This is a genomic window from Streptomyces sp. NPDC051452 (genome assembly GCF_044454765.1).
Lineage (GTDB): Bacteria > Actinomycetota > Actinomycetes > Streptomycetales > Streptomycetaceae > Streptomyces.
On the sequence record NZ_JBITEB010000004.1, the window covers coordinates 72,871 to 99,422 of the forward strand.

Annotated in this window: 25 protein-coding genes; 10 read left to right on the top strand and 15 right to left on the bottom strand. The window is 71.9% G+C overall.

The genetic code is table 11. The features are described from left to right. Positions 1-6: 6 nt before the first annotated feature. The 3 genes from ACIBA9_RS12565 to ACIBA9_RS12575 are packed head-to-tail and all read right to left on the bottom strand — an operon-like array spanning position 7 to position 2,476. Complete coding sequence (locus ACIBA9_RS12565; protein WP_399362245.1) at positions 7-801, bottom strand: amino acid ABC transporter ATP-binding protein; 795 nt, start codon at positions 799-801, stop codon at positions 7-9. Next, positions 798-1,631: an amino acid ABC transporter permease gene (locus tag ACIBA9_RS12570; RefSeq protein ID WP_399362247.1), complete on the bottom strand. Its 834-nt coding sequence runs from the start codon at positions 1,629-1,631 to the stop codon at positions 798-800. The genes ACIBA9_RS12565 and ACIBA9_RS12570 overlap by 4 nt, the downstream gene beginning before the upstream one ends. Further along, the gene (locus ACIBA9_RS12575; RefSeq protein WP_399362249.1) at positions 1,628-2,476 is read right to left on the bottom strand and encodes a transporter substrate-binding domain-containing protein; all 849 of its coding nucleotides are present in this window, start codon (positions 2,474-2,476) and stop codon (positions 1,628-1,630) included. Before ACIBA9_RS12575 ends, ACIBA9_RS12570 begins: the two co-directional genes overlap by 4 nt. 197 nt (positions 2,477-2,673) lie before the next feature. Here ACIBA9_RS12575 and ACIBA9_RS12580 point away from each other — a divergent pair, with 197 nt between their 5' ends. From ACIBA9_RS12580 to thpD, 5 genes are all read left to right on the top strand, one after another. Then, positions 2,674-3,774 carry a pyridoxal-phosphate-dependent aminotransferase family protein gene (locus ACIBA9_RS12580; RefSeq protein WP_399362963.1) on the top strand — a complete coding sequence of 367 codons (1,101 nt, stop codon included), beginning with the start codon at positions 2,674-2,676 and terminating at the stop codon, positions 3,772-3,774. A gap of 430 nt (positions 3,775-4,204) precedes the next feature. Next, positions 4,205-4,717 (top strand): diaminobutyrate acetyltransferase, encoded by a 513-nt coding sequence (gene ectA / locus ACIBA9_RS12585; RefSeq protein ID WP_399362251.1) that lies wholly within the window; start codon positions 4,205-4,207, stop codon positions 4,715-4,717. 13 nt (positions 4,718-4,730) lie between these two features. Next, on the top strand, positions 4,731-6,002 hold the full coding sequence (gene ectB / locus ACIBA9_RS12590; protein ID WP_399362253.1) for a diaminobutyrate--2-oxoglutarate transaminase: 1,272 nt from the start codon (positions 4,731-4,733) through the stop codon (positions 6,000-6,002). 33 nt (positions 6,003-6,035) lie between these two features. Further along, positions 6,036-6,440 carry an ectoine synthase gene (locus ACIBA9_RS12595; RefSeq protein WP_362162044.1) on the top strand — a complete coding sequence of 135 codons (405 nt, stop codon included), beginning with the start codon at positions 6,036-6,038 and terminating at the stop codon, positions 6,438-6,440. Between the two features lie 15 nt (positions 6,441-6,455). Beyond that, positions 6,456-7,343 (top strand): ectoine hydroxylase, encoded by an 888-nt coding sequence (gene thpD, locus ACIBA9_RS12600; protein ID WP_399362255.1) that lies wholly within the window; start codon positions 6,456-6,458, stop codon positions 7,341-7,343. Positions 7,344-7,428: 85 nt separating this feature from the next. Here thpD and ACIBA9_RS12605 read toward each other — a convergent pair whose 3' ends face one another. The 3 genes from ACIBA9_RS12605 to ACIBA9_RS12615 form a co-directional block, all read right to left on the bottom strand. After that, positions 7,429-8,490: an aminotransferase class V-fold PLP-dependent enzyme gene (locus tag ACIBA9_RS12605; protein ID WP_399362257.1), complete on the bottom strand. Its 1,062-nt coding sequence runs from the start codon at positions 8,488-8,490 to the stop codon at positions 7,429-7,431. 95 nt (positions 8,491-8,585) lie between these two features. Then, on the bottom strand, positions 8,586-9,305 hold the full coding sequence (locus ACIBA9_RS12610) for a DsbA family oxidoreductase (RefSeq protein ID WP_399362259.1): 720 nt from the start codon (positions 9,303-9,305) through the stop codon (positions 8,586-8,588). Between the two features lie 109 nt (positions 9,306-9,414). Further along, complete coding sequence (locus ACIBA9_RS12615; RefSeq protein WP_399362262.1) at positions 9,415-10,398, bottom strand: GlxA family transcriptional regulator; 984 nt, start codon at positions 10,396-10,398, stop codon at positions 9,415-9,417. Positions 10,399-10,469: 71 nt separating this feature from the next. Here ACIBA9_RS12615 and ACIBA9_RS12620 point away from each other — a divergent pair, with 71 nt between their 5' ends. Next, entirely contained in the window at positions 10,470-11,858 is a 1,389-nt protein-coding gene (locus ACIBA9_RS12620) for an MFS transporter (protein ID WP_399362263.1), read from the top strand. Here the strand turns inward: ACIBA9_RS12620 and ACIBA9_RS12625 are convergent. Both ACIBA9_RS12625 and ACIBA9_RS12630 read right to left on the bottom strand, forming a co-directional pair. Then, entirely contained in the window at positions 11,818-12,426 is a 609-nt protein-coding gene (locus ACIBA9_RS12625) for a DUF1349 domain-containing protein (RefSeq protein ID WP_399362265.1), read from the bottom strand. The two genes, ACIBA9_RS12620 and ACIBA9_RS12625, sit on opposite strands and share 41 nt — an antisense overlap. Positions 12,427-12,461: 35 nt before the next feature. Continuing rightward, positions 12,462-13,991, bottom strand: coding sequence for an aldehyde dehydrogenase (NADP(+)) (locus tag ACIBA9_RS12630; RefSeq protein ID WP_399362267.1), 1,530 nt, complete (start codon positions 13,989-13,991; stop codon positions 12,462-12,464). Positions 13,992-14,147: 156 nt separating this feature from the next. Between ACIBA9_RS12630 and ACIBA9_RS12635 the strand changes: the two genes are divergently transcribed. The 3 genes from ACIBA9_RS12635 to ACIBA9_RS12645 all read left to right on the top strand — a co-directional run bounded on the left by ACIBA9_RS12635 (position 14,148) and on the right by ACIBA9_RS12645 (position 17,338). Next, positions 14,148-14,921 (top strand): IclR family transcriptional regulator, encoded by a 774-nt coding sequence (locus ACIBA9_RS12635; RefSeq protein ID WP_362162060.1) that lies wholly within the window; start codon positions 14,148-14,150, stop codon positions 14,919-14,921. A 400-nt stretch (positions 14,922-15,321) separates the two neighbouring features. Further along, a complete protein-coding gene (locus ACIBA9_RS12640; RefSeq protein WP_399362270.1) occupies positions 15,322-15,816 on the top strand; it encodes a GNAT family N-acetyltransferase in 495 nt (164 codons plus the stop codon). 64 nt (positions 15,817-15,880) lie between these two features. Beyond that, a complete protein-coding gene (locus tag ACIBA9_RS12645; RefSeq protein WP_399362272.1) occupies positions 15,881-17,338 on the top strand; it encodes a peptidoglycan D,D-transpeptidase FtsI family protein in 1,458 nt (485 codons plus the stop codon). A gap of 21 nt (positions 17,339-17,359) precedes the next feature. On the opposite strand, the gene ACIBA9_RS12650 is transcribed toward ACIBA9_RS12645, so the two are convergent. The 6 genes from ACIBA9_RS12650 to ACIBA9_RS12675 form a co-directional block, all read right to left on the bottom strand. Next, on the bottom strand, positions 17,360-18,811 hold the full coding sequence (locus tag ACIBA9_RS12650) for an NCS2 family permease (protein WP_399362274.1): 1,452 nt from the start codon (positions 18,809-18,811) through the stop codon (positions 17,360-17,362). A gap of 157 nt (positions 18,812-18,968) precedes the next feature. Then, on the bottom strand, positions 18,969-19,766 hold the full coding sequence (locus ACIBA9_RS12655; protein WP_399362276.1) for an HAD family acid phosphatase: 798 nt from the start codon (positions 19,764-19,766) through the stop codon (positions 18,969-18,971). Positions 19,767-19,954: 188 nt separating this feature from the next. After that, a complete protein-coding gene (gene araD, locus ACIBA9_RS12660; RefSeq protein WP_399362278.1) occupies positions 19,955-21,691 on the bottom strand; it encodes an L-arabinonate dehydratase in 1,737 nt (578 codons plus the stop codon). Beyond that, the gene (locus ACIBA9_RS12665; protein WP_399362280.1) at positions 21,688-22,599 is read right to left on the bottom strand and encodes a dihydrodipicolinate synthase family protein; all 912 of its coding nucleotides are present in this window, start codon (positions 22,597-22,599) and stop codon (positions 21,688-21,690) included. The genes araD and ACIBA9_RS12665 overlap by 4 nt, the downstream gene beginning before the upstream one ends. Beyond that, positions 22,596-23,345 (bottom strand): GntR family transcriptional regulator, encoded by a 750-nt coding sequence (locus ACIBA9_RS12670; RefSeq protein WP_399362282.1) that lies wholly within the window; start codon positions 23,343-23,345, stop codon positions 22,596-22,598. The genes ACIBA9_RS12665 and ACIBA9_RS12670 overlap by 4 nt, the downstream gene beginning before the upstream one ends. A gap of 82 nt (positions 23,346-23,427) precedes the next feature. Then, positions 23,428-24,021 carry a TIGR03086 family metal-binding protein gene (locus ACIBA9_RS12675; RefSeq protein WP_399362284.1) on the bottom strand — a complete coding sequence of 198 codons (594 nt, stop codon included), beginning with the start codon at positions 24,019-24,021 and terminating at the stop codon, positions 23,428-23,430. 145 nt (positions 24,022-24,166) lie between these two features. On the opposite strand from ACIBA9_RS12675, the gene ACIBA9_RS12680 reads away from it, so the two are divergent. Continuing rightward, positions 24,167-25,399, top strand: a complete 1,233-nt coding sequence (locus ACIBA9_RS12680; RefSeq protein WP_399362286.1) for an MFS transporter — start codon at positions 24,167-24,169, stop codon at positions 25,397-25,399. Here the strand turns inward: ACIBA9_RS12680 and ACIBA9_RS12685 are convergent. Next, entirely contained in the window at positions 25,336-26,499 is a 1,164-nt protein-coding gene (locus ACIBA9_RS12685; RefSeq protein ID WP_393900268.1) for a hypothetical protein, read from the bottom strand. The two genes, ACIBA9_RS12680 and ACIBA9_RS12685, sit on opposite strands and share 64 nt — an antisense overlap. Positions 26,500-26,552: the final 53 nt, after the last annotated feature.

Consider the following 26,552-nt stretch of genomic DNA (forward strand, 5'->3'; position numbering starts at 1 on the left):
AACGACCTACGGGGTGTCCCGGCCCGCCCGGTCGGTGCTCTCCTCCTCCACCTCGGCCATCGCGGGGTCGAGCAGCCGGGAGAGGAAGTGGCGGGTGCGCTCGTGCCGCGGGGCGCCGATCACCTGGTCCGGGGCGCCGTCCTCGACGACGACACCGCCGTCCATGAAGACGACCCGGTCGGCGACCTCGCGGGCGAAGGTCATCTCGTGGGTGACGACCATCATCGTCATGCCCTCCTGCGCGAGTCTGCGCATGACGGCGAGGACGTCCCCGACGAGTTCGGGGTCGAGGGCCGAGGTCGGCTCGTCGAAGAGCATCACCCTGGGTCCCATGGCGAGCGCGCGGGCGATGGCCACCCGCTGCTGCTGGCCGCCGGACAGGGAGGAGGGGTAGGCGTCCGCCTTCTCCGCGAGGCCGACGCGGGCGAGGTTCTCGGCGGCGGTCCTGGCGGCCGTCGCCTTGTCCCGCCGCAGGACCCGACGCTGCGGCAGTGTCAGGTTCTCGGTGACGCTCAGGTGCGGGAAGAGGTTGAACTGCTGGAAGACCATGCCGATACGGCGGCGTACGGCGTCGATGTCCACGTCGGGATCGGTCACCTCGGTGCCGCCGACGAAGACCCGGCCCTCGGTGGGCTCCTCCAGCAGGTTCACACAGCGCAGCAGTGTGGACTTGCCGGAGCCGGAGGGGCCGATGACGCAGACGACCTCGCCCTGGCCGATCTCCAGGTCGATGCCGCGCAGCACCTCGTTGTCGCCGAAGGACTTGTGCAGCCCCCGTACCTCGATCTCGGGGGGGTTCACCGGATCGCCTCCTGGGTCTTGGTCTCCATGCGGCGTACGACGAAGCTGAGCGGGATGGTGACCAGCAGATAGCACAGGCCCGCGACCAGGATCGGCGTGGAGTTGGCGGTCGTACTGGCCAGATCGCGGCCGAACTTGGACAGTTCCCGCTCCTCCAGCGTGACGCCGAGGAACAGCACCAGCGAGGAGTCCTTGAAGAGCAGGACGAGTTCGTTGGTGAGCGGCGGCAGGATGATGCGGAAGGCCTGCGGGGCGATGATCGAGATCATGGCCCTGGCCGGTGAGAAGCCGAGCGAACGCGCCGCCTCCATCTGCCCCTTGGGCACGGCCTGGATGCCGGCGCGGATGGTCTCCGCCATGTAGGCGGCGGAGACCAGGCCGAGCGCGATGGCGACCTTGCCGTAGGTGCCGCCGGGGATCTCGGTGCCGGGGAAGGCCAGGGGCACGGCGACGCCGACGAAGATGAAGATCAGCAGTGCGGGCAGGCCGCGGAAGATCTCGATGTAGATGCCGGCCAGCCAGCGGTAGGGGCCCACGGAGGACAGCCGCATCAGCGCGATGACCATGCCGAGGGCAAGCCCGACGACGAAGCCGGACACCGTGTACAGCATGGTGTTCTTCAGCGCCAGCGTGATGACCTCGGGGAACATCTGCTTGGCGATGTCGGCCTGGGCGAACTGGTTCTGCAGCCGGCCCCAGTCCGCCGTGACCGCGAAGGCGATCACGGCGGCGACGAAGACGGCGTACTGCGCGCCCCGGGACAACGACCGCCTCTGACGCCTGGTCAGTCCCTTTTTCCGCAGCGGGGGCCGGGTGTCCGTATCGGTCATGAGGCGGCGGGCGAGGCGACGGCGGCGTTGTACGGGCCGATCCACTTCTCGTAGATCTTCTTGTAGGTGCCGTCGGCCTTGGCGTCCTTGAGCGCCTTGTTGAGGGCGGCGAGGAGCGCCTTGTTGCCCTTCTTCACGGTGAAGCCGTACTGCTCACCGGTCTTGAGGTTCTCGACGACCTTGAACTTGCCGGCGTTGGCCTTGTCCTTGAGCCAGCCCTGGACGACCGGGTAGTCGATGACGACGGCCTGGACCTGGCCGGTGCGCAGACCGTTGAGGACCGCGTCGGAGGACTCGAAGGAGATCGGGTCGTAGCCCTTGCCCTTGACGTAGTCCTCGCCGGTGGTCTGCGCCTGGGCGCCGAGCTTCTTGCCCTTGGCCTTGACGTCGGCGAGGGAGCCGATGCCGCTGTTCTTGTCGACGAGGACGGCCTGGGTGGCCTCGAAGTAGGGGTCGGAGAAGTCGACGTTCTTCTTGCGCTCGGCGGTGATCGTCATACCGGCGGCGGCGAGGTCGCACTGGCCGGAGTTGAGGAAGGCGCCGGTCTTGAAGTTCTCGAACGGCGTGTCGAGGATCTGCTGCTTGACGCCGAGGTTCTTGGCGACGAGGTCGACCAGGGAGACGTCGAAGCCCTGCACCTTGCCGTCGATCTCCGACTGGAACGGCGGGTACGGCAGGTGGGTGCAGGTGGTCAGCCGGCCGGCCTTGGCCAGATGGACGCCCTTGACGGTGGTCTTGCCGCCCCCGGAGTCGCTGGAGGAGCAGCCTGCCGCGAGGAGGACCAGTCCGGTGGTCGCGGTGGTGGCGGCCAGGAGGCGGGTCCGGCGCCCGAGGAGCGTTTTCATGGGGGGATCTCCCTGGTGGCGGAATGAGGGTTCCGATTATAAGGAAATGTTTGGGTCTCTCAAATTAAACCGATGGCCACGGAGCCGTCCGGCCTGAGAAGTCGCCGGTCGTCGGGGGCCGTGGAGCGAGAGTTACTCTCGTCACCGTCGGCCGTCGGCCGACCTCGTGGACCCTCGTGAGCGAAGAGAGCACCGCCGTGACCCACCCCTTCCTCGACCTGCCCCCGCTGAGTGCCGAGGGCTTCGCCGCCATCGAGGACCGGGTGGCGCGACTGCTGGACACCCGGCAGGACGTGCTGATCACCCAGGGCGAGGCGCTGCTGCCGCTGGAGGGCGCGATCCGCGCGGCGGCCGGTCCGGGCACGGTGGCCCTGAACGTGATCACGGGCCCCTACGGGCAGACCTTCGGCGACTGGCTGCGGGACGCCGGCGCGACCGTGCACGACCTCTGCGTCCCCTTCCACACGGCCGTGACCGCCGAGCAGGTCCGGGAGGCGTTCGCCGAGCACCCGGAGATCGACTTCGTGTCGCTGGTGCACGCGGAGGCGGCGACCGGCAACACCAACCCGGTGGCGGCGGTCGGCGAGGTGGTGCGGGAGCACGGGGCGCTGTTCTACCTGGACGCCGTCGCCTCCGTGGGCGCCGAGCCGGTCCTGCCGGACGCGTGGGGCGTGGACCTGTGCGTGATCGGCGCGCAGAAGGCGATGGGCGGTCCGGCGGGCGTGTCGGCGATCTCGGTGAGCGAGCGGGCGTGGGCCCGGATGGCGGCGAATCCGCAGGCCCCGCGCCGCTCCTATCTGTCCCTGCTGGACTGGAAGGACCGCTGGATCGACGGCGGCCGCAAGGTGCTGCCGCACGCTCCCGCGCAGCTGGAGATGCTGGCGCTTCAGGCGTGCCTTGAGCGCATCGAGTCGGCGGGGCGGGACGCGGTGATGGCCCGGCACGCTCGCGCCGCGCGGGCGACACGGGCCGGCGCGGTGGCGCTGGGCGGGGGGCTCGAGCCCTACGTGACCGAGGAGCGCGACGCGGCGCCGGTGGCCACGACGCTGCGCGTGCCGACCGGCGTGGTGGCCTCGGAGCTGGTGGCGCGGGCGCTGGCGAGCGATCCGGCGCTGCCGCTGGCCGCGGGCGGCGGTGCACTGGCCCGGGAGATGATCCGGGTCAACCACTACGGGGCCGACGCGACGCCCGGTGCGGTGCAGGGATCCCTGGCTGCGCTGGGCGCGGCCCTCGCGGAGCAGGGGCGGCAGATCGATCCGATGGCCGCGCGCCGCGCCGCGGAGCGGGCCTGGCGCTGACGCCACCACCGGCACGGAAAATCGGCAGGACCGGCAGGACCGCTGCCATCGGTACGGCCCGCGCACACCGCGCGGGCCGTTGTCGTGTCCGCCGGTGTCGACGCCGTGGCCGCCGTACCCGCGCGGCACCTTTTCCCGGGAACGAATCACGGGACCAGCAGAGCGTGAATTGAATTCCCTTTCACGATTCTCTTCCATTCCCCAATTCCCTGGAGTGGGTTTCCCACCTTCTTCTGCCCGATTTTTGCAAAGCTAAACGGGAAAATTTTCCGGCAGATTTCAGACGGTTTCCGTGCTGTGACACACTCCACAACACTATACTTTTGTCCGTATTTTCCCTGGGTCAATTCGGGCATACCGCACTCGCCTCCTGGTCGCACCGAGACAGCGGCCGTGCATTTTCGAATTCGCCTCGCTAAATTCGTGCCGCATGACTGCCGCACCAGCAGACCTGCTCATCGACCGACCGGCGATGTCCGACGGAGCCGCCCTCTGGCGTCTCGCCAAGGACTCCAAAACCCTCGACCTGAACTCTTCGTACAGCTATCTGCTGTGGTGCCGGGACTTCGCCGACACCTCCGCGGTGGCGCGCGGCGCCGACGGGGAGCCGGTCGGCTTCGTCACCGGCTATGTGCGGCCGGACCGCCCCGGCACCCTGCTCGTCTGGCAGGTGGCCGTGGACTCCCGCCACCGCGGGCTCGGCATCGCCGCCGCGCTGCTGGACGGGCTGACCGCGCGGCTCACCGCCGAACGCGGCATCACCGACGTGGAGACGACCATCACCCCCGGCAACACCGCCTCCGAGCGCCTGTTCACCTCCTTCGCCGCCCGGCACGGAGCGCAGGTCGGCCGTGAGGTGCTGTTCCCCGCCGACCTCTTCCCGGACAGCCCGCACGACCCGGAAGTCCTGTACCGCATAGGCCCGCTGACCACCGCCCACTGAGGAGCCATCCACCGTGACCATCACCCAGCCCGACCTCAGCGTCTTCGAAACCGTCGAGTCCGAGGTGCGCAGCTACTGCCGCGGCTGGCCCACGGTCTTCGACCGCGCGCAGGGCAGCCGGATGTACGACGAGGACGGACACGCCTACCTCGACTTCTTCGCCGGTGCCGGCTCACTCAACTACGGCCACAACAATCCCGTGCTGAAACGGGCGCTGATCGACTACCTGTCCCGGGACGGGCTCACCCACGGCCTGGACATGTCGACCACGGCGAAACGTTCCTTCTTGCAGACGTTCCAGGATCTGGTGCTGCGCCCGCGCGACCTGCCGTACAAGGTCATGTTCCCGGGCCCGACGGGCACCAACGCCGTGGAGTCGGCGCTCAAGCTGGCCCGGAAAGTGAAGGGCCGCGAGGCGATCGTGTCGTTCACGAACGCCTTCCACGGGATGTCACTCGGCTCGCTCGCCGTCACCGGCAACGCCTTCAAGCGGGCCGGCGCCGGTATCCCGCTGGTGCACGGCACGCCCATGCCGTTCGACAACTACTTCGACGGCCAGGTCCCGGACTTCCTGTGGTTCGAGCGGCTGCTGGAGGACCAGGGCTCCGGCCTCAACAAGCCGGCCGCCGTGATCGTGGAGACCGTGCAGGGCGAGGGCGGCATCAACGTTGCCCGGCCCGAGTGGCTGCGCGCGCTCAAGGAGCTGTGCGAGCGGCAGGACATGCTGCTGATCGTCGACGACATCCAGATGGGCTGCGGACGCACCGGCGCCTTCTTCTCCTTCGAGGAGTCGGGGATCGTGCCCGACATCGTCACGGTGTCGAAGTCGATCAGCGGGTACGGGCTGCCCATGTCGCTGTGCCTGTTCAAGCCCGAGCTGGACGTCTGGGAGCCCGGCGAGCACAACGGCACCTTCCGCGGCAACAACCCCGCGTTCGTCACGGCCACCGCCGCCCTGGAGACGTACTGGACCGACGGCTCGGCCATGGAGAAGCAGACCCGCGCCCGGGGGGAGCAGGTCGAGCAGGCGCTGATCTCCATCACCGAGGAGAACCTCGCCGACGTGAAGGAGTACCGCGGCCGCGGTCTCGTGTGGGGTCTGGAGTTCCGTGACAAGGACCGGGCCTCACGGATCGCCAAGCGCGCGTTCGAACTGGGGCTCCTCATCGAGACGTCCGGCCCGGAGAGCGAGGTCGTCAAACTGCTGCCCGCCCTCACCATCACCCCCGACGAGCTGGACGAGGGGCTGAGCATCCTCGCCCGTGCCGTCCGGGAAACCGCCTGACCCCGCCCACCGACCAGGAGGAAGAGCACCACCGTGATCGTTCGTTCGTTCAAGGACATCGAAGGCACCGACCGGCACGTCAAGGCGAAGTCCGGCACCTGGGAGAGCAAGCGGATCGTCCTCGCCAAGGAGCGGGTCGGCTTCTCGGTGCACGAGACCATCCTGTACGCCGGGACCGAGACGTCGATGTGGTACGCCAACCACATCGAGGCCGTCGTCTGCACCAAGGGCGAGGCCGAACTCACCGACCACGAGGCCGGGAAGACGTACACGATCACTCCCGGCACCATGTACCTCCTCGACGGGCACGAGCGGCACACGCTGCGCGTCAAGGAGGACTTCCACTGCCTCTGCGTGTTCAACCCGCCGGTCACCGGACGGGAGGACCACGACGAGAACGGCGTCTACCCGCTGCTCACCGAGCCCGAGGAGGTGTGACATCCAGTGACCACCATGACCACCGTCACCGATCTGTACCCCACCCGCGGCACCACCGAGGTGACCGTCCCCCGCAAGGACCCGGTCGTCTGGGGCTCCCCGGACACGCCGGGGCCGATCCCGACCGCCGATCTGGGGGCGTTCGAGCGTGACGGTTTCCTCGCCGTCGACCAGCTGATCACCCCGGCCGAGGTCGAGGTGTACCGGGCCGAGCTGGACCGGCTGGTCACCGACCCCGCGATCCGCGCCGACGAGCGCTCCATCGTCGAGCCGCAGTCCAAGGAGATCCGCTCGGTCTTCGAGGTGCACAGGATCAGCGAGGTGTTCGCGAAGCTGGTGCGCGACCCACGCGTGGTCGGCCGGGCCCGGCAGATCCTCGGCTCGGACGTGTACGTCCACCAGTCCCGGATCAACGTCAAGCCGGGCTTCGGCGCGAGCGGCTTCTACTGGCACTCGGACTTCGAGACCTGGCACGCCGAGGACGGCCTGCCCAACATGCGCACGGTGTCCGTCTCGATCGCGCTGACCGAGAATCTCGACACCAACGGCGGACTCATGATCATGCCGGGTTCGCACCGGACGTTCCTCGGCTGCGCCGGGCAGACGCCCAAGGACAACTACAAGAAGTCGCTGCAGATGCAGGACGCGGGCACGCCGTCCGACGAGGCGCTGACCGCGCTGGCGGGCGAGCACGGCATCCGGCTGTTCACCGGCAAGGCCGGCTCGGCGACCTGGTTCGACTGCAACTGCATGCACGGCTCGGGCGACAACATCACGCCGTTCCCGCGCAGCAACGTCTTCATCGTGTTCAACAGTGTGGAGAACACGGCCGTCGAGCCGTTCGCGGCACCGGTGCGCCGGCCGGACTTCATCGGCGCGCGTGACTTCACTCCGGTGAGGTGACACCCCCCGAGCACCGGGCCGGGGCCTTCTCGTGTGGGACGGGAGGCCCCGGCCCGGTCGTGTCATCCCACCGGGCCGGGCCGGGTCACTCGGACAGCGCCGCCAGCAGGCGGTCCACGTCCGCGGCCGTGTTGTAGAGGTGGAAGGCGGCGCGCAGGTTGCCCGAGCGGTCCGAGACCTCGATGCCCGCCTCGCTCAGCGCGGCCTGCCGGTAGCCGAGGCCGGGCACCGAGACGATGGCCGAGCCGGGAGCGGGCAGCGGCTCGTGGCCGAGGCCGGCGAGCCCGGCGCGGAACCGGCCGGCGAGGCCGACGGCGTGCGCGTGCAGCGCGGGCGCCCCGAGTTCCTCGATCAGTTCCAGCGAGCGGCGCAGGCCGGCGTAGCTGAACAGGGCGTGGGTGAGGTCGAACCGGCGGGCGGAGTGGGCCAGTTCGGCTACCGGGCCGTAGCAGCTGTCCCAGGGGGCCTCGCCCGCGACCCAGCCCGCGAGGATCGGGACGAGGCCGCCGAAGTCCTCGGGGACGGTGAGGAAGGCCGCGCCGTGCGGGCCGAGCAGCCACTTGAAGGAGACGCAGGCGGTGAAGTCGTAGGCGCCGGCGTCCATCGGCAGCCAGCCGCCGGCCTGGGAGAAGTCGACGTAGGTGCGTGCGTCGTGCTCGCGGGCGGCCTCGCGCAGGGCGGTCAGGTCGGCGAGGCGGCCGTCGGCGGACTGGGCCGCGCTGATCGCGACGAGCGCGGTGCCGGGGCGGACGGACTCGGCGATCCGCTCCAGCGGGACCGCGCGGACCTTGAGGTCGCAGCGGACGTGGAACGGGTTGAGCACGGAGGTGAAGTCGTCCTCGGCGGTGAGGACTTCGGCGCCGGCCGGCAGCGAGGCGGCGATCACGCCGCTGTGCGCGGCGACGGAGGCCCCGGCCGCCACGCGGTCGGCGGGCACACCGGCCAGCCGGGCGTACCCGGCCCGGCATGCCTCCACGTCCTCGATCAGCGGGAGCAGCGGCCGGCCCTCCGCCCGCAGCAGCGCCGCCTCGTGCAGGGCCGTGACGGTACGGGCGGGCAGCAGACCGCTGCTCGCGGTGTTGAGGTAGGTGTTCCTCGGGTTGAACTCGGCGCGGACGCGGCTCTCGAACGTCTCCGTGGTGTCCATGGGACCACTTTGCGGCCCGGTGAAGTCGCCGTCCATCGCCGATTTTTACGTGGAACCGCTCAGCGTTGCTTATACATCCGCTCCGACCTGCGGTTTCAGTGGTGTCGCGGGACCGCGCACCCGTCCGGGCCGCAGGCCTCGGCGTCACCCTGGTCGACCAGCGTCAGCGGGGAGCGCTCGCCCCAGGCCTGGGTCAGCGCCCGGGTGAAGACCTCGGCGGGCTGGGCGCCGGAGACGCCGTAGGTGCGGTCGAGGACGAAGAAGGGCACCCCGTTCGCACCGAGCCGGGCGGCCTCGCTCTCGTCGGCCCGGACCTCCTCGGCGTACGCCTGCGGATCGGCGAGCACCGCGCGCACCCGGTCGGCGTCCAGTCCGGCCTCGACGGCCAGCTCCACGAGGCGTTCGTCGCCCTCGGTGAAGACCGACCGCTCCTCGGCGAAGTTGGCCCGGTAGAGGATCTGGACCAGCTCGTCCTGCCTGCCGTGCTCCTTGGCGAGGTGCAGCAGGCGGTGCATGTCGAAGGTGTTGCCGTGGTCGCGGTCCCGGGTGCGGTAGTCCAGACCCTCGGCGGCGGCCTGGGCGCCCAGGTTGTCCTCGCCGGCCTGGGCCTGCGCCTCGCTCATGCCGTACTTGCCGGTGAGCATGGTGATCACGGGCTGGACATCGCCCTTGGCGCGGCCGGGGTCCAGCTCGAAGGAGCGGTGCACCACTTCGACCTCGTCGCGGTGCGGGAAGGCTGCCAGCGCCTTCTCGAAGCGGGCCTTGCCCACATAGCACCAGGGGCAGGCGATGTCGCTCCAGATCTCGACGCGCATTCTTCGGCTCTCTTCGGGTCGTGCGGGTGCGGGGGCTCTCCCCGCGGGCTATATGTGAACGTTCAAGCAGCGGGTCTCATTCCCTCGTGCCCGTGCGCCGCCACCGGGGTCACGCCACCGCCCGGGGCCCGGTGCCGTGCCGGCTGAACTGGGCGCGGTAGGCGCTCGGAGTGAGGCCGGTGCGGCGGGTCAGATGGGTGCGCAGGGAGTCGGCGGTGCCGAGGCCGCAGGCGGTGGCCACCTGGTCCATGGGCAGGGTGGTGGTCTCCAGCAGTTCCTTGGCGCGCTCGATGCGCTGGTGCAGCAGCCACTGCAGCGGGCTGACCCCGCTCTCGGCGTGGAAGCGCCGGGTGAGGGTGCGGACCGAGACGCCGGCGTGCCGGGCGAGGTCGGTGAGGGTGAGCGGCTTGTCCAGGTTGCGCATGGCCCAGCCGCGGGTGTCGGCGCAGACGGTGCCGCGCTCGGGCGGCAGCGGGGTCTGGGTGAACTGGGTCTGGCCGCCGGGGCGGACCGGGGCGACCAGGGCCCGGCGGGCCACCTCGTTGGCGACGGCGGCGCCGTAGTCGGTGCGGATGACGTGCAGGCACAGGTCGATGCCGGCCGCGTAGCCGGAGGAGGTGAGGAACGGGCCGTCCTGCACGTACAGCACGTCTCCGCGCAGGTCGACCTGCGGGTAGCGCCGGCGCATCTCGTCGGCGTGCGCCCAGTAGGTGGTCGCCTTGCGGCCCTGGAGCAGGCCCGCCGCGGCCAGCTGGAAGGCGCCGGTGCAGATGGAGGCGACGCGCTTGCCCTCGGCGGCCGCCTCGCGAACGGCGGCCACGATCCGCGGGTCGGGTTCGAAGGGCGCACCCGTGCCGGCGACGACCACCGTGTCCGCGTCCCGGACGGCGTCGAGGCCGTGCGGGACGTACAGGTCCAGTCCGCCGGTCGTGGGCAGCGGGCCCGGCTCGGCCGTGCAGACGAGCACCTCGTAGCCGGGCCGGCCGTCCACCTCGACCTTGCCGAAGAGCAGTTCGGGCATCGCGAGGTTGAACAGGGAGACGGGGGACGGGGCGATGACGGTGACGCGGTGCGGGACGAGCCTGTCGGGCATGGCCAGAACCTCCGGGTGCATGGCGTTCGGGCCACTACTGTACGGCGCGGCGGCCCCGCAGCATGAGGGGCATGTCGACGAACCAGATACCGAAGGCTCCGCAACTCGCCCCGTCCCGGCCCCGACCGGAGTCCGCGAGGACCTCCTCCGCCCTCACCCTCACCGCCTCGCTGCTCGGCTTCGCGCTGATCTGCCTCGACGCGTCCGTGGTGAACGTGGCCCTGCCCGCCATCGGTTCCACCCTCGGGGCCGGCATGTCCGGCCTGCAGTGGGTGGTGGACGCCTACACGCTGGCCTTCGCCGCGCTGATGCTGTCCACCGGGGCCTTCTCCGACCGGGCCGGGGCGAGCCGGGCCTTCGCGCTCGGCACGGTGGTGTTCACGCTGTCCTCGGCGGCCTGTGGGCTGGCGCCGGACCTCGCCTCGCTGATCGGCGCCCGGGTGGTGCAGGGCGTGGCCGCGGCGGTCGTGCTCCCGGCCTCGCTGGCGCTGGTGCGGCAGGCGTACACCGATCCGGCGCGGCGGGCCCGGGCGGTGGCCGCGTGGGCGGCGGGCGGTTCGCTGGCGGTGGCGCTCGGCCCGGTGGCGGGCGGCGCGTTGACCACGGTGTGGGACTGGCGCGGCGTCTTCTTCGTCAACCTGCCGGTGGGCGCGGTGATCCTGGCGCTGCTCGTCCGGGCCCCGCGCTCACGGCCCCGCCCCGCCCCACTGGACCTGCCGGGCCAGCTGACGGCGGTGGTGGCGCTGACGGCGCTGACGTTCGCGGTGATCGAGGGCGGCGCCCTGGGCTGGGCCGCCCTGGTGGTGGCCGTCGTCGCGGGCGCCGCGTTCCTGCGTGTCGAGGGGCACCGGCCGCATCCGGTGGTGCCCCTCGGCCTCTTCCGGGAGCGGGCCGTGGCCACGGCGGTCGCGGCGGGCGCCGCGGTCAGTGTGGCCTTCTACAGCATGGTGTTCGTCTTCTCCCTCTTCTTCCAGCAGGTGCAGCGGCACTCCGCCCTGTACACGGGGCTGATGTTCCTGCCGATGACGGGCCTGATCGCGGTGACGAACGTGGTGGCGGGCAAGGTCGCCGGCCGCTACGGCCCGCGGCTGCCGATGCTCGTGGGCCAGCCCGTCGCCGTCGTCGGCCTGCTCGTGCTCCTGTACGTCGACGCCGACACGCCGCCGCTGCTGGTGGCCGCGCTGCTGATCCCGCTGGCGCTGGGCTGCGCGCTGACGGTGCCACCGCTGACCGCCGCCATGATGGACGCCGTACCGGCCGACCGCGCGGGTCTGGCGGCCGGGGTCCTCAACGCGGCCCGGCAGGTGTCCGGAGGGCTCGGCATCGCGGTGTTCGGGGCGCTGGTCGCCGACGGTTTCGAGGCCGGACTGCGGGTCAGCCTGGCCATCAGCGCGGCCCTGCTGACGGTGACGTTCGCCCTCAGCTTCCGTCTCGCAGGTCCTGCGGCCAGGCGGCCTTGAACTCGATGTGATCGTAGGTCACCACGCACCCCTCTCCCAGCGGCGACTGGGTCATGAACCCGACCAGCGCGGCGCCCGTCTCCTTCTCCTCGGCCAGGGTGAAGAGCCGGACGAACGTCCAGCGCGCACCGTCGCGCGAGGCGTGGAAGGCGAAGGCCCGCCCGGTCCGGCTGATCCGCAGCCACACCGAACTTCCCTCCACGGTGAAGGAGTTGGCGTCGTCGGAGTGTCCCCGGGTGACCACCGTGCAGACGGTGGCCACGTCCGGGGAGTACTCCAGACAGAGCTTGGCCCAGGCCCGCTCGCCGACATGGACGTAGAGCACGCCGGCGTCGAACGCGGCGCGGAACCCGACGGTGACCCGCGCGATCAGCTGGAAGTCCCCCTCGGGCGCCCCGAGCAGCCGGGGCGCGTCGGAGGCGGGGTCCAGCGCCTCCCCGGTGGGCGGCACGAAGCGGTCCTGCCGGGGGCCGGCCCAGCCGGTCAGCACACCGTCCTCGTGGCTCCAGTGACCGTCTGGTCCATACGTCCGCAACGGGAAAGGGAGTTCGGGAAGTTCCACGTCCATCGTCCGATTGTCGCAGGGCGGCCGGAGCCGGGACGCTACCGCTCCAGCACCCCGTCGAACCGGCGGGGAAGCCCCAGGGGGTTGTCGTCGCGCAGTTCCCTCGGCAGCAACGCCTGCGGCGCGTTCTGGTAGACGACCGGCCGCAGCCACCGTTCGATGGCGCTGCCGCCCACGGAGGTGGAGGTGGAGGTGGTCGCCGGGTACGGGCCGCCGTGATGCTGGGCCGGCGCCACGGCCACCCCCGTCGGCCACCCGTTCACCAGCACCCGGCCGGCCAGCGGGGTCAGCTCGGCGAGGATCTCCGCTCCCCGCCCCTTGCCGGCCGCCTCCTCGGCGGACAGGTGGACGGTCGCCGTCAGATTGCCGGGCAGCCGCGACAGCACCGCCTTCGCCTCGGCCTCGTCCGCGTAGCGGACCACGACGGTGACCGGCCCGAAGCACTCCTCCAGCAGCAGGTCGTGAGCGCCCTGCCCGACCAGTCGGCTCGCCGCCACCGTGAGGAATCCGGCGCCTACCGTGTGCGCGCCGTCCGCGCCCGGGACCACCGGGGCCTGCACGCCCTCCAGCCCGGCGCGCCGGGCCACCCCGGCGATGAAGTCGTCCCGCATGCGGTGGTCCAGCAGCACCCCGGCGCGGGTACCCGCGACCGCGTCGGCCAGGGACTTCACCAGCCGGTCGCCGCCCGCGCCGGACGGCACGAGCACGAGCCCCGGCTTGACGCAGAACTGGCCGGTGCCGAGCGTCATCGACCCGGCGAGCCCGCCGCCGATCTCCTCCGCGCGCTCGGCCGCGGCCGCCTCGGTGACCAGCACCGGGTTCAGCGAACCCAGTTCGCCGTGGAACGGGATCGGCACCGGGCGCGCGGCGGCCGCGTCGAAGAGGGCACGGCCGCCCCGTACGGAGCCGGTGAAGCCCGCGGCGGCGACCAGCGGGTGCCTGATCAGCTCGACGCCCGCCTCGAAGCCGTGGACGAGTCCGACGACGCCCTCGGGGATGCCGTGACCGGCGGCGGCCCGGCGCAGCACCCGCGCGACCTGCTCGGACAGCGCCGGGTGGTCGGGGTGGGCCTTGACGACGACCGGGCAGCCGGCGGCCAGCGCGCTCGCGGTGTCGCCGCCCGCGACGGAGAAGGCGAAGGGGAAGTTGGAGGCCGAGTAGACGGCGACGACACCGAGCGGGACCTTGTAGCGGCGCAGGTCCGGGACGGGCGGGGTCGCCGTGTCGTCGGGGTGGTCGATGATGACGTCGAGGAAGGCGCCCTCGTCGACGATGTCGGCGAAGGCCCGCAACTGGTAGGAGGTGCGGGCGAGTTCGCCGGTCAGCCGGACCGGCCCCAGCGCGCTCTCGGCGTCCGCGGTCTCCACCAGGCCGTCCCTGGCCGCGTCCAGGCCCTCGGCGGCCGAGCGCAGGAACGCCGAGCGGACCGCCCGGTCGGCCAGGGCGGCGCGGACGGCGTGAACCGCCCGGACCGCCTCGTCCACCTCCCGGGCTGTGGCTTCCACCGCAACCTGTTCCCGCTGCTTCCCGGTGCGCGGGTCGACACTCCAGACTGGTGCTGCTGCCACCGCGGGTTCCCTCCCAGTAAGGCCGCACTGTCTCGGTCATCCCTCAGCCGCGTTCTATATACTGAACGCCGTCTCTGATGATGAATACGCTGCTCGGAGACTATCCACCTGGGTCCTCAATATCCAGGTCCTCGTCGAACGAAGGAGTCAGGGGCGATGACGGCAGGCGACGCAGGGGGCGGGGCGCAGGTCAAGTCCGCGGTACGGACCGTTGAACTCCTGGAGTACTTCGCGGGCCGGCCCGGTATGCACTCGCTCGCGGCCGTCCAGGAGGCCGTGGGCTACCCCAAGTCCAGCCTGTACATGCTGCTGCGCACGCTCGTGGAGCTGGGCTGGGTGGAGACGGACGCGACGGGCACGCGGTACGGCATCGGGGTGCGGGCGCTGCTCGTGGGCACGTCGTACATCGACGGCGACGAGGTGGTGGCCGCCGCCCGCCCGACCCTGGACCGGTTGTCCGACGACACCACGGAGACCATCCACCTGGCCCGGCTGGACGGCGTCAACGTCGTCTACCTGGCCACCCGCCAGTCCCAGCACTACCTGCGCCCCTTCACCCGGGTAGGGCGCCGGCTGCCGGCCCACTCGACCTCGCTGGGCAAGGCGATCCTCGCCACGTACACCGACGAGCAGGTGCGCAAGCTGCTGCCGGAGACGCTGCCCGCGCTCACCGAGCACACCATCACCGACCGCGAGAAGCTCATCGGGGAACTCCACCAGGTCCGGGAGCAGGGCTTCGCGGTCGACCGCGAGGAGAACACGCTGGGTCTGCGCTGCTTCGGGGTGGCCATCCCCTACCGCACGCCCGCCCGCGACGCCATCAGCTGCTCGGTCCCCGTGGCCCGGCTGACCCCCGCCCACGAACAGCTGATCAGGGACGCCCTGTTCGACGCCCGCGACCGCCTCACCCTGGCCACCCGCCGCCTCTGACGAACCGGCCCGGTGGCCGCCGCCCGCCCCGAGCGCCTGGGCGCGGGGCCCTTGCGGAGACCCGCCGGGGGAAGGCCGTGGACCAGAGCCCGGCCGGATGGCGCACGCCCGGTCCCGACACGGCTGCCCCACGGCGCGGGGCACATCACGACCCCAGGCACACCCACCACCCACCACCCGGCCGCGAACACCCCGTCGGCGCCGCGCCGGTGGTCGCCGTACGCCCCGAGGCGGGTGGCTCGTCCGCTTCGACGGGGCGAGGCCGGGCATGGCGGCCGAGGGCGTCCGGGCGTGATGTCCGCGCGCAGGTCGGGGATCGCGCTCAGGCGCGGGCCGGGCGCCTCCCCGGCTGGGGCGGCGGGAGCGTGTGGGCGGGGGTGGGGGGTCGTAGGCTCGGGGGATGGAGATCGCTCTGCGGGCCGTGAAGGACGACGATCTGGCGCTGTTCTTCCGGCAGATGACCGACCCGGAGGCCGCGCGGATGGCCGCCTTCGGGCTGCCGGACGCGGCCGACCTGGACGCCTTCGAGGCCAGGTGGAAACGGCTGCGGACGTCCTGCGACGTCGTGCGCACGGTTCTCGCCGACGGGCGGGTGGCGGGCAGCGCGGCGGTCTACGGCGAGCCCGGCGAGCGCGAGGTGACGTACTGGATCGACCGCGCCTACTGGGGCCGGGGCGTGGCCACGGCGGCCCTGCGGGCGCTGCTCGCCGAGGTGCCCGAGCGGCCTCTGTACGCGCGGGCGGCGGCCGACAACGCGGCCTCGCTGCGCGTGCTGGACAAGTGCGGGTTCCGGGAGACGGCCCGCGCCCGGGGGTACGCGAACGGACGCGGCCGGACGATCGAGGAGGTCGTCCTGGTCCTGGCGGGCCGGCCCTCCCCGCCCCGGGGTTCCTGAGCGCTCCATGAGAAAGCGGGCGGGAGGGAACGATCACCCCCCTTCCGGTCGTCTTCCAGGCGGGATGAACAAGACGATCAGGCGGGCATCCGTCTTCGCGCTGCTGCTCGTGCTCGCCCTGCTGGTCAGGGCGACATGGGTGCAGTTCTACGACGGCACGGCCCTCGCGGACGACAAGGCCAACCGGCGGAACGCGATCGAGACGTACTCGCGGCCGCTCGGGAACATCATCGTGGCCGGAGAGGCGATCACCGGCTCCACGCGCACGAAGGGGGGTGACCTGGCGTACAAGCGGACGTACAAGGACGGCGAGCTCTACGCCGCGGTGACCGGTTACGCGTCGCAGGCCTACGCGCCCACCCAGTTGGAGGGCATCTACGCGGACCTGCTCAACGGCACGGACACCCGGCTGAAGACCGTGATGGACACCGTCACCAACCGCCGCGCCGATCCCGGCGAGGTCCTGACGACGATCGACCCGGACGTGCAGAAGGCGGCGTACCGCGCGCTGGGCGACAAGAAGGGCGCCGCCGTCGCGATCGACCCCAGGACCGGCAAGATCCTCGCGGCGGTGTCGACCCCGTCCTACGCCCCCTCCTCGCTGACCGACGCGAACACGGCCGGCTCGGCCTGGAAGTCGCTCAACGCGGACAAGGACAAGCCGCTCACCAACCGCGCGCTGCGCCAGCCGCTCCCGCCGGGCTCCACGTTCAAGCTGGTCGTGGCGGCCGCCGCGCTGGAGGACGGGCTGTACAAGAACGTGGACGAGTCCACCGACAGCCCGGACCCCTACATCCTGCCGGGCACCGTGCGCCCGCTGGACAACGAGAACAAGTCAGCGCCGTGCAAGGACGCTCCGATCCGCGTCGCCCTGAAGTACTCCTGCAACAACGTCTTCGGTCATATGGCCGCCCAGCTCGGGCAGGACAAGGTCAGGGCCATGGCCGAGAAGTTCGGCTTCAACGACCGGAAGCAGGACGTGCCGGTGCGGGCCTACCCGAGCGTCTACCCCTCCGGTATGGACAAGGCGCAGACGGCGCTGTCCGGCATCGGCCAGTTCGACGTCACCGCGACCCCGTTGCAGATGGCCATGGTCTCCGCGGCCATAGCCAACGGCGGCAAGCTGGTCTCGCCGCACATGGTGTCCCAGATCACCGACAGCGGCGGTGAGGTGCTGCGGAACTACGACGACAGCGCCGGCACCCGGGAGGTCATCAGCTCCTCGACCGCCGAGCAGCTGCGGTCGGCCATGGAGACGGTCGTCAAGGACGGTACGGGCACCAACGCGCTGATCGACGGCGTGACCGTCGGCGGCAAGACCGGCACCGCCCAGCACGGCGAGAACAACAGCAAGACGCCGTACGCCTGGTTCACCTCCTACGGCAAGTCCGACGGCAACGGCAAGGAGGTCGCCGTCGCGGTGATGGTCGAGCAGTCGGACGCGGCCCGGTCGGAGGTCAGCGGCAACGGTCTGGCGGCGCCGGTGGCCAAGGCGATGATGCGGACGGCGCTGAAGCGCTGAGCGGGGGCCGGGGCGGGGTGCCTAGCGCACCCCCAGCACCTGCTCCAGCGGATCGATCGCGAAGTAGAGGAGGAACAGCGCCGTCACCCCCCACAGCAGCCAGCCCACTTCCCTCGCCCGGCCGAGGACGGTCTTGATGACGACGTAGGACACGAAGCCGGCGCCGATGCCGTCGGTGATGGAGTACGTGAACGGCATCGCGGCGATGGTCAGGAACGCCGGGATCGCGATCTCGTAGGTGTCCCAGTCGATGTGCTTGACGTGGGTCATCATCAGGAAGCCCACCGCGATCAGCGCGGGTGCCGCCGCCTGCAGCGGGACGATGGTGAGCAGCGGGGTGAGGAAGAGGGCGAGGCCGAAGAGGCCGCCGGTGACGAGGTTGGCGAAGCCGGTGCGGGCGCCCTCGCCGACGCCGGCCGCGGACTCGATGTAGGCGGTGTTGGAGGAGGCCGAGCCGACACCGCCGGCGACGGCCGCGGCACCGTCGATGAACAGGACGCGGCCGATGCCCGGCACCTGGCCCCCCTCGTCGAGCAGCCCGGCCTCGGCGCTGATGCCGACGATGGTGCCCATGGCGTCGAAGAAGTCCGACAGGATGAGCGTGAAGACCAGCAGGACGGCGGTGAGGACTCCGGCCTCGGCGAAGCCGCCGAACAGGCTGAAGTGACCGACCAGCGCGAAGTCCGGGGCGGCGACGAGCCGGTCCGGCACCTTTGGAGTGGTCAGGCCCCAGCTCCTGATGTCGGCGACGGCGTCGACGACGATCGCGACGACGGTCATCGTCACGATGCTGATGAGGATCGCGCCCCTCACCTTGCGGGCGACCAGCGCGATGGTGAGCAGGACGCCGAGGCAGAAGACGAGGACGGGCCAGCCGGTGAGGCGCCCGACGGCACCTAGCTGCACGGGCACGGTGGTGTGCGCGGCGTCCGGGATCCGGCTGACGAACCCGGCGTCGACGAAGCCGATGAAGGCGATGAACAGACCGATGCCGACGCCGATCGCCTGCTTCAGCTGCTGCGGGATCGCGTCCATGATCGCTCTGCGCAGACCGGTGAGCACCAGCAGGCAGATGATCAGGCCCTCGATGACGACCAGACCCATCGCGTCGGACCAGCTCATCAGCAGCGCGAGCTGGAAGGCGACGACGGCGTTGAGGCCGAGGCCGGCGGCGATCGCGAGCGGCAGGTTGCCGCCGACGCCCATGACGATCGTCATCACACAGGCCACCAGGGCCGTGGCGGTGGCGAGTTGTCCGGTGTCGAGGGTGTGGCCGTACTTGTCCTTGGCGCTGCCCAGGATGATCGGGTTCAGGACGAGGATGTAGGCCATGGTGAAGAACGTGGCGAAGCCGCCGCGTATCTCCCGGCCGAACGTGGAACCCCGCTCGGTGATCCGGAAGTACCGGTCGACACGGTTCGGGGCGGGCGGCACGGCGCCGGTGCGCTGATCCACCTTCTGCGTCTCGGACATGACCAACTCCTGGGGCCTGAAGAGGGGTGCGGGATGCTGGCTGGATTGTTCCCTCGTCCGGCCCGCTTCAGGTTTTCTCCGTGTTACGACTCGCCGCGACGAGGGCACCCATCCGCGATGGGTGCCCCGGCGCCGCCGGTCGTGCGCCCGGACCGGATCAGCTGACGAAGTACGTCGGGTTCGGCAGCTTGTACGTGCGGTCCGCGTAGCCGCCGTCGAGGTCCGAGTACTGGTCGCCGAAGTTGGCGATGATCTCGTATCCGAGGTCCTGTTCGATGTGCCTGCGGGTGCCCGCCTTGTACTGGACGGTCGTGCAGGTCCAGGCGCCCGGCGTGGCGCAGTCCTTCAGGTAGGCCGGCGGGTTGGCCTTGTCCTTGAGGAACATGTGGTCGGCGTCGAGGTCGACGTCGGCACCCACCTTCTTCAGGTTGGCGACGGCGGCGGCTCGCTGGGCCTCGGTGAGACCGGAGTTGTAGAAGACCTCGACGCCCTTGGACTGGGCGTACCGCACCAGTTCGGGGCTGCCGAAGACGGCCGGCCGGTCGGCCTTGTTCACGTAGTCGTTCCACGTGGTGGAGTTGTACGTGTAGTTGTAGCGCTTCTCGTAGTCGAGGCTGAGCAGCAGCGTGTCGTCGACGTCGAAGACGACGGCCGGCTTCTCGCCGTGCCGGCGCGCCGCGCGGGCCTCCTTGTCGATGTGGTGCCGGGCGTCGGCGTCGATGCGCGCCAGGTCCTTGGCGTACTGGCTGTCCGGGGACGCCTGGTAGACGCCGTTCGCGTCGGCGGTGGTGCCGTAGTACGTGTCGATGTCCTTCACCAGGAGCCCGATGTTGTAGGGCTCGTGGGTGGAGTTCGCCGTCGACTGACCGGCGGTGGCCGCGCCCGCGCCGTAGAGCGCGGCACCGGCGACGACACAGGCGGCGCCGGCGGCGGCCGCTCTGAGGGACTTCCGCATGGGTTCTCCGGATCTGGTGGATGAGGTTGGGTACCAGGTCAGAGACTGTCTACGCGCATCACAAGCGCACGGCGAGCCCTGTTATCCGATCGATACGCGCCAGTTCGCGCGCATCAACTCCTCGCCACAAGTGGAGCATTACCTTCCATCGACCCGGACATGGTGTTCCGTTGGCCCGATCGGGCGCCTCAGCCGGCGTACGGATCCGCCACCGTGCCGGGCCGGGCCAGGAACTCGAAGTCGCAGCCGGTGTCGGCCTGGGTGATCTGTTCGGTGTAGAGGGCACCGTAGCCCCGCTCGTAGCGCACCGGTGGCGGGGTCCAGTCGGCACGTCTGCGTGCCAACTCCTCCTCGCTCACCTGGAGGTGCAGGCCGCGGGCGGCGACGTCCAGGGTGATGAGGTCTCCCGTGCGCACCAGCGCCAGCGGCCCGCCGACGTACGACTCGGGCGCCACGTGCAGCACGCAGGTGCCGTAACTGGTGCCGCTCATCCGGGCGTCGGAGATCCTGACCATGTCCCGCACCCCCCGCCTCAGCAGATGGTCCGGGATGGGCAGCATGCCGTACTCGGGCATGCCGGGACCGCCCTTGGGGCCCGCGTTGCGCAGCACCAGCACGCTGTCGGCCGTGATGCCCAGCGAGGGATCGTCGATGGTGCGCTGCATCGTGCGGTAGTCGTCGAACACGACGGCCGGTCCGGTGTGCCGGAGCAGCCGGGGCTCGGCGGCGATGTGCTTGACGACCGCGCCGTCCGGGCAGAGGTTGCCGCGCAGGACGGCGACCCCGCCCTCGTCGGCGACCGGGTTGTCGCGGGTGCGGATCACCTCGTCGTCGTGCACCCGGGCGCCCCGCAGCTGCTCGCGCAGGGTGTCGTGCGCGACGGTCGGCCGGTCGAGGTGGAGCAGATCCGGGATCCGGGAGAGGAAGCCGGGCAGGCCGCCCGCGAAGTGGAAGTCCTCCATCAGATACCGCTGTCCGCCGGGCCGGACGTTCGCGAGGACGGGCACGGTCCGGGCGATGCGGTCGAAGTCGTCCAGGGTGAGCCGCACTCGGGCCCGGCCCGCCATGGCGATCAGATGGATCACGGCGTTGGTGGAGCCGCCGAGACCCAGGGCGGTCGTCACGGCGTCCTCGAAGGCCTCCCGGGTGAGGATGTCACTCGGCCTGCGGTCGCGGTGGACCAGGTCGACGGCGGTCAGGCCCGCCCGGGCGGCCATCCGTTCGTGCCCCGAGTCCACCGCCGGGATGCTCGACGCGCCCGGCACGGTCATGCCGAGCGCCTCGGCGGCGGCCGTGAGCGTGGACGCCGTACCCATGGTCATGCAGTGGCCGGGCGAGCGGGCCAGGCCGCTCTCCAGTTCGGTCAGCTCGCAGTCGCCGATGAGCCCGGCCCGTCTGTCGTCCCAGTACCTCCACATGTCGGTACCGGAGCCCAGGACTTCGCCGCGCCAGTGGCCCGGGAGCATGGGGCCGGCCGGTACGAAGACGGCCGGCAGGTCCACGGAGGCGGCGCCCATGAGGAGGGCGGGGGTGGACTTGTCGCAGCCGCCCAGGAGCACCGCGCCGTCGACCGGGTACGACCGCAGCAACTCCTCCGTCTCCAGGGCGAGCAGGTTGCGGTAGAGCATCGGGGTGGGCTTCTGGAAGGTCTCGCTGAGGGTGGAGACCGGGAACTCCAGCGGGAAGCCGCCCGCCTGCCACACCCCGCGCTTGACGGCCTGGGCCCGGTCACGCAGGTGGACGTGGCAGGGGTTGATGTCGGACCAGGTGTTCAGGACGGCGATGACGGGCTTGCCGAGGTGCTCCTCGGGCAGGTAGCCGAGCTGGCGGGTGCGGGCGCGATGGCTGAAGGAGCGCAGCCCCTCGGCGCCGTACCACTGGTGGCTTCGCAGTTCCTCCGGCCGCTTGTGCGGCGGTGCGGTCACCTCTGCCACCCGCCCGCGATGGCGGCGACCTCGGCGCGCTTCTCCTCGGGCAGCGTCCCGCCCGGCGGGCGGACGTCCCGGCGGCACAGGCCGAGGGAGGCGAGTGCCTCCTTGACGACGGTGACGTTGTCGGCGGAGCCGTGGGCTGCGCGCAGTTCCTCGAAGCGGCGGATCCGTTCCCACACCGTCATGGCGGCCGGGTAGTCGCCGCGACGGAGCGCCGCCAGCATCGTCAGCGGGAGGTCCGGGGCGACGTTCACCAGGCCGGAGGTGAAGCCGGTGGCGCCCGCGGAGAAGTAGGAGGGGGCGTAGGGCTCCGCGAGACCCGCCACCCAGACGAACCGATCGAGGCCCGCGTCCCGGGCGAAGGCGGCGAACCGCGCGGCGTCCGGGACGGCGTACTTCACGCCGATGACGTTCGGGCAGTGGCCGGCCAGCTCGGCGAGGCGGTTGCCGGGCAGCCGGGCGTCGCGGACGTACGGCACCACGCCCAGCTCGGGGACGGCCTCGGCGACGGCCCGGTGGTAGTCGACCCAGCCGGCGCCCGAGACATAGGGGTGGACGGGCTGGTGGACCATGACCATCCGGGCGCCGAGGCCGCGGGCGTGCCGGGCCGAGGCGACCGCGGTGGGCACGTCGTGCCCGACACCGGCGAGGACCGTCGCCCGGTCACCCGCCTCGCGCACGGCCGACTCCGTGACCAGACGGCGCTCCTCGGGGGTGAGGGCGTAGAACTCGCCGGTGTTGCCGCCCGGGGTCAGGGTACGGATCCCGCCGTCGAGCAGACGGCGCAGCAGGCGGCGCAGGGCGTCCCGGTCGACGGAGCCGTCCGCGGCGAAGGGGGTCACCGGGATGGCCACCACGTCGGCCAGGGCGGCGCGTTGGTCCGCGAACGTCACGCCGCTCATCGGGGACCGCCTTCCGGGCGGGTGTCGGGGCGGCCGTCGGGGAACGCGCGCCGCACGAAGGACGCGATGTGGGCGTGCAGGGCGCTCGCGGCGCCGTCCGCGTCACCGTCGAGCGCGAGCCGCAGGATCTCCCGGTGCTCGGCGGCCTCCCCTGCCCAGGACGGGTCGGCCGCCCAGGCGACGGTGGAGACGAGGGCGGCCTGGTCGCGGACCTCGTCCAGCATCCGGCCGAGCAGCGGGTTGCCGCAGGGCAGATAGAGGGCGCGGTGGAAGTCGCGGTTGGCGAGCGAGCGTTCGGCGGTGTCGGTGGCCTCGTCGGCGCGGGCCAGCGCCTCCCGGGCGGCGTCCAGGGGGGCTCCGCGGCCGACCGCCCGGCGCAGGGCCTCCGGTTCCAGCAGCAGCCGCACGTCGTAGACCTGGTGCGCCATGTCCGCGTCCACCGTGCGCACGGTGACGCCCTTGTACTGGCTCATCACGACGAGTCCGGTGCCGGCGAGCGTCTTCAGTGCCTCGCGCACCGGCGTCTTGGACACCCCGAACAGCGCGGCGAGTTCCGTCTCGACCAGGGCCTGACCGGGCGCCAGCCGTCCCGTCAGGATGCGGTCCCGGATCGCGTCCAGCACGAACTGCGTGCGGGACGGGATCGGGGTGGGGGTGGGGGCGGAGCTGGTGCCGGAACTGACGGCGGGGCTGGTGGCGGGACTGGCGGCGGCGGTCATGCGGCCCTCTCGGAGGTCACGCGTCATGTATCGCGTCTCATATATGACGTACGAAGTTCGACGCGTCGACGGTAGGAGGGGGTACCCGTCACGTCAAGGCTTTGGTGGCTCAACCGGCCATGCCCGGCCGCCACTTCGGGTCCCGGCCGCTCAGTCCCACCGCCCGGTCCAGGGGCGACGCGTCCTCCGGGAGCCGCACGACCGGGCCGAACAGGCCGTTGCCGCGGTTCGGGTCGTCGGCGGCGGCGTGCAGGAAGACCTGGGCCGAGTCGAGCGCGGCCGGATCGGGGGCGTAGTCCTGGCCGGTGGCGCGGGCCAGGTCCCAACCGTGGATGACCAGTTCGTCGGCGACGACGGCGCCGGCGATCGCGCCCGGCAGGTCCACCCCGCCGGCCCGGGTCAGACCGGTCCAGGCGGCCGGGTCGCGCCAGGCCTCGGCCAGCTCGTCCAGCGCCTTGGGCAGCTCCGCCCGCCAGCCGGGGCCGATGTCCGGTACGGCGCTGCCGGGGCTGGTGTCGGTGGTGGCGTCGAGGTCCTTGCGGGCGGCGTCGCGGAAGGCCACGGACAGTCCCAGCAGATGGCCCAGCAGATGGCGCACCGCGAGGTCCGGGCAGGGGGTCGGGCCGGACAGCAGGCCGTCGGGCACGGACTCGGCGAGCCGTGCCAGGATCCGGGTCTGCGGTCCGAGGTCCACCATGGTCATGTCGCACTCCTTCGAGGTCGCGTTGCTCGTATGAGGGGGTGACCGGCCGACCGCCCGGAACTCATCGGTACGGCGTGCCCGCGCCCGGGCCCTAAGGCATCCTGCCGATCCCGTGGCTCCCTCCTTAGGCCCACGATGACCAGGCATGACGACGTATCGGACCGTGCCCGCCGTACTGCGGGACCGCAACGCGGGGCTGTACCTCACCGGCCTGGTGGTGTCCTCCTTCGGCACCTCCTCGCTGTGGCTGGCGTCGGGTGTGTGGGTGAAGGACCTCACCGGCTCCGACGGCCTGGCCGCCCTGTGCATGCTCGCCATGTGGGCACCCGTCGTGGCGGGCCCGGCGCTGGGCACGGTCGCCGACCGGCTGCGGCGCCGGCCCCTGCTCGTCGGCCTGAATCTGGGCCTCGCCGCCCTGCTCCCCACCCTTGTGACCATCGACTCCCCGGGCCGGCTGTGGCTGCTGTTCGTCGTCCTGTTCCTGTACGGCACGGCCGGTGTGGTCCAGGACGCCGCCGAGTCGGCCCTGCTGGCCACCGCCGTCGCCCCGGACGTCCTCGCCGGGTTCAACGGGCTGCGCATGGCCGTCACGGAGGGCATGAAGCTCGTCGCCCCCCTGACCGGAGCGGGCCTGTACACCGTCTACGGCGGTCCGGCCGTGGCCTGCCTGGACGCCGCCACCTTCCTGGTCGCCGCCGGGCTGTGCGCGCTGCTGCGGGTGCGCGAGGAGCGGCCCGCCCGCTCGGCCGAGGACCTGCGCCGGCTGACCACGGCTGGCGTGCGGCACCTGTGGGGGCACCCGGTGCTGCGCCCGCTGGTCCAGGCGGGCGGTACGACCATGCTGCTGACCGCCCTCGCCGGCAGCACGGTGTACGCCGTGGTCGACCGGCTCGGCCACTCCCCCGCCTACACGGGTGTGCTGTACGCCGTCCAGGGCGCCGGTTCGGTGGCGGTCGGCCTGGTGACGGGGCCGGTGCTGCGTCGGCTCGGCGAGCGCCGGTTCGCGGCGGCGGGGATCGCGCTGACGGGGGTCGCGGTGGCCGCGCGGGCCGTGCCGTCGGACCCGGTGGCCCTGGTGTCCGGGGTGGCGGCCGGCCTGGGACTGCCCTGCGTGCTGATCACCGCGCTCACCGCCGTCCAGCGGGAGACGCCGGGGCCGTTGCTCGGCCGGGTGACCGCCACCGCCCACACGCTGGTCTTCGCGCCGACCGCGCTCGGGCTCGCCCTCGGGGCCGGCCTGGTCGAACTGGCGGGACCCGCGCTGCTGTTGCCCCTGTACGGGCTGGCCCTGCTGCTGACGGCGGCCCGGCTCGCTCAGCGTGCCGACAGTGCCTCGCGCACCGCGGCCAGGTCGCCGTCCGACGCCAACCCGGCGTGATACAGCCGCAGCTCCGTCGCGCCGTGCGCACGCGCGCGTGCCGCGTCCGCCGCGAGCGTGCCCGGGCTGCCGCCCATCCCGGTGACGATGGTGAGGTTGGCGGCCAGCACCGTCCCCGGACGGGCGTGTTCGGCGAAGGGCGCCAGCAGGGCCGTACCGCCCGTGCAGGGCACCACGACACCGTCGGCCACGGCCAGGATGTGGGCGGGCTCGACGCCCGCGTTGGCGCCGCAGTGGTAGGAGACCGGGTCGGCGTGCAGCAGGACCTGAAAGCCGTCGGGCGCGGCGGCGCGCACGGCGGCGACGGCCTCCTCCTGCAAGGTCCGGGCGGTCCGCGTCCGCCACGCGCGCGTGGCGGACGCCGTCTCCTCGCCGAGGAGTTCTCCGACGGTGGACCAGCCCGCGTCGTCCGCCGTGCCCCGCCACAGCGGCTCCAGAGCGGCGCGCACGGCCGCCGCCAGCGCGTCGGCGTCGAGGGCGTGACCGTCGTAGCCGGCGCGGCAGGAGGGACAGAAGCACAGGGACATCAGGTACTGCCCGGCGTCCCCGAGAGCCACGCCGGCGATCTTGTCGTGGGCGTGCAGGTGCTGCATGCCGTACCAGCCGAGGGACTCCAGCTCGGTGCCGTGTGCGCCGGGGCGTACGGCGGCCTCGGCGGCCAGGTCGACCAGGTACGCGCGCGTGGCGGGCTGGGCGATGCAGGGCGCCCAGGGGTAGCGGTCCCCGTAGGCGTTGACCACCGAGGTGTCCGGGTGCTCGGCGCCGAGGCGGGAGCTGTGGGCGAGGACGACCCAGGTGTGCACCTGGAGACCGGCCTCGGCGAGCGCGTGGGAGGCCTCTCCGTAGGCGTTGCCGGGGGCCCATCGGCCGGCGGGGTACGGGCGCAGTCCGCGGCCCGCCCAGCGGTCGTCCGGCGGGTAGAGGGTGGCCGCGTACTCGGCGGTGACGATCCGCCGGCGCGGGTGGCGGGGGGTCAGGGCGCGCGTGGAGTGGTAGGCGGCGGCCAGCGTCACCTGCTCCACACCGAGCCCGGCCAGTCGCGCGGGGGCCTCGGGGTCCCCGTTGACGTCCCACGGGTAGACGAACGCCGACGCCTTCACAGTCCCTCCCCCGGCAGCGCGGAGGTCCGCCCGGGCCGACCGGTCGTGTGGCC

Excerpts from the sequence above, each read along its gene's own strand:
- thpD (WP_399362255.1), top strand. The coding sequence starts at position 6,456 with ATGACCACCGTCACCGATCTGTACCCCACCCGCGGCACCACCGAGGTG.
- ectA (WP_399362251.1), top strand. The coding sequence starts at position 4,205 with ATGACTGCCGCACCAGCAGACCTGCTCATCGACCGACCGGCGATGTCC.
- ACIBA9_RS12640 (WP_399362270.1), top strand. The coding sequence starts at position 15,322 with ATGGAGATCGCTCTGCGGGCCGTGAAGGACGACGATCTGGCGCTGTTC.
- ACIBA9_RS12610 (WP_399362259.1), bottom strand. The coding sequence starts at position 9,305 with ATGCGCGTCGAGATCTGGAGCGACATCGCCTGCCCCTGGTGCTATGTG.
- ACIBA9_RS12675 (WP_399362284.1), bottom strand. The coding sequence starts at position 24,021 with ATGACCATGGTGGACCTCGGACCGCAGACCCGGATCCTGGCACGGCTC.
- ACIBA9_RS12655 (WP_399362276.1), bottom strand. The coding sequence starts at position 19,766 with ATGCGGAAGTCCCTCAGAGCGGCCGCCGCCGGCGCCGCCTGTGTCGTC.
- ACIBA9_RS12665 (WP_399362280.1), bottom strand. The coding sequence starts at position 22,599 with ATGAGCGGCGTGACGTTCGCGGACCAACGCGCCGCCCTGGCCGACGTG.
- ACIBA9_RS12670 (WP_399362282.1), bottom strand. The coding sequence starts at position 23,345 with ATGACGCGTGACCTCCGAGAGGGCCGCATGACCGCCGCCGCCAGTCCC.
- ACIBA9_RS12615 (WP_399362262.1), bottom strand. The coding sequence starts at position 10,398 with ATGCCCGACAGGCTCGTCCCGCACCGCGTCACCGTCATCGCCCCGTCC.
- ACIBA9_RS12645 (WP_399362272.1), top strand. The coding sequence starts at position 15,881 with ATGAACAAGACGATCAGGCGGGCATCCGTCTTCGCGCTGCTGCTCGTG.
- ACIBA9_RS12575 (WP_399362249.1), bottom strand. The coding sequence starts at position 2,476 with ATGAAAACGCTCCTCGGGCGCCGGACCCGCCTCCTGGCCGCCACCACC.
- ACIBA9_RS12650 (WP_399362274.1), bottom strand. The coding sequence starts at position 18,811 with ATGTCCGAGACGCAGAAGGTGGATCAGCGCACCGGCGCCGTGCCGCCC.
- ACIBA9_RS12570 (WP_399362247.1), bottom strand. The coding sequence starts at position 1,631 with ATGACCGATACGGACACCCGGCCCCCGCTGCGGAAAAAGGGACTGACC.
- ACIBA9_RS12620 (WP_399362263.1), top strand. The coding sequence starts at position 10,470 with ATGTCGACGAACCAGATACCGAAGGCTCCGCAACTCGCCCCGTCCCGG.
- ACIBA9_RS12605 (WP_399362257.1), bottom strand. The coding sequence starts at position 8,490 with ATGGACACCACGGAGACGTTCGAGAGCCGCGTCCGCGCCGAGTTCAAC.
- ACIBA9_RS12680 (WP_399362286.1), top strand. The coding sequence starts at position 24,167 with ATGACGACGTATCGGACCGTGCCCGCCGTACTGCGGGACCGCAACGCG.
- ACIBA9_RS12635 (WP_362162060.1), top strand. The coding sequence starts at position 14,148 with ATGACGGCAGGCGACGCAGGGGGCGGGGCGCAGGTCAAGTCCGCGGTA.
- ACIBA9_RS12625 (WP_399362265.1), bottom strand. The coding sequence starts at position 12,426 with ATGGACGTGGAACTTCCCGAACTCCCTTTCCCGTTGCGGACGTATGGA.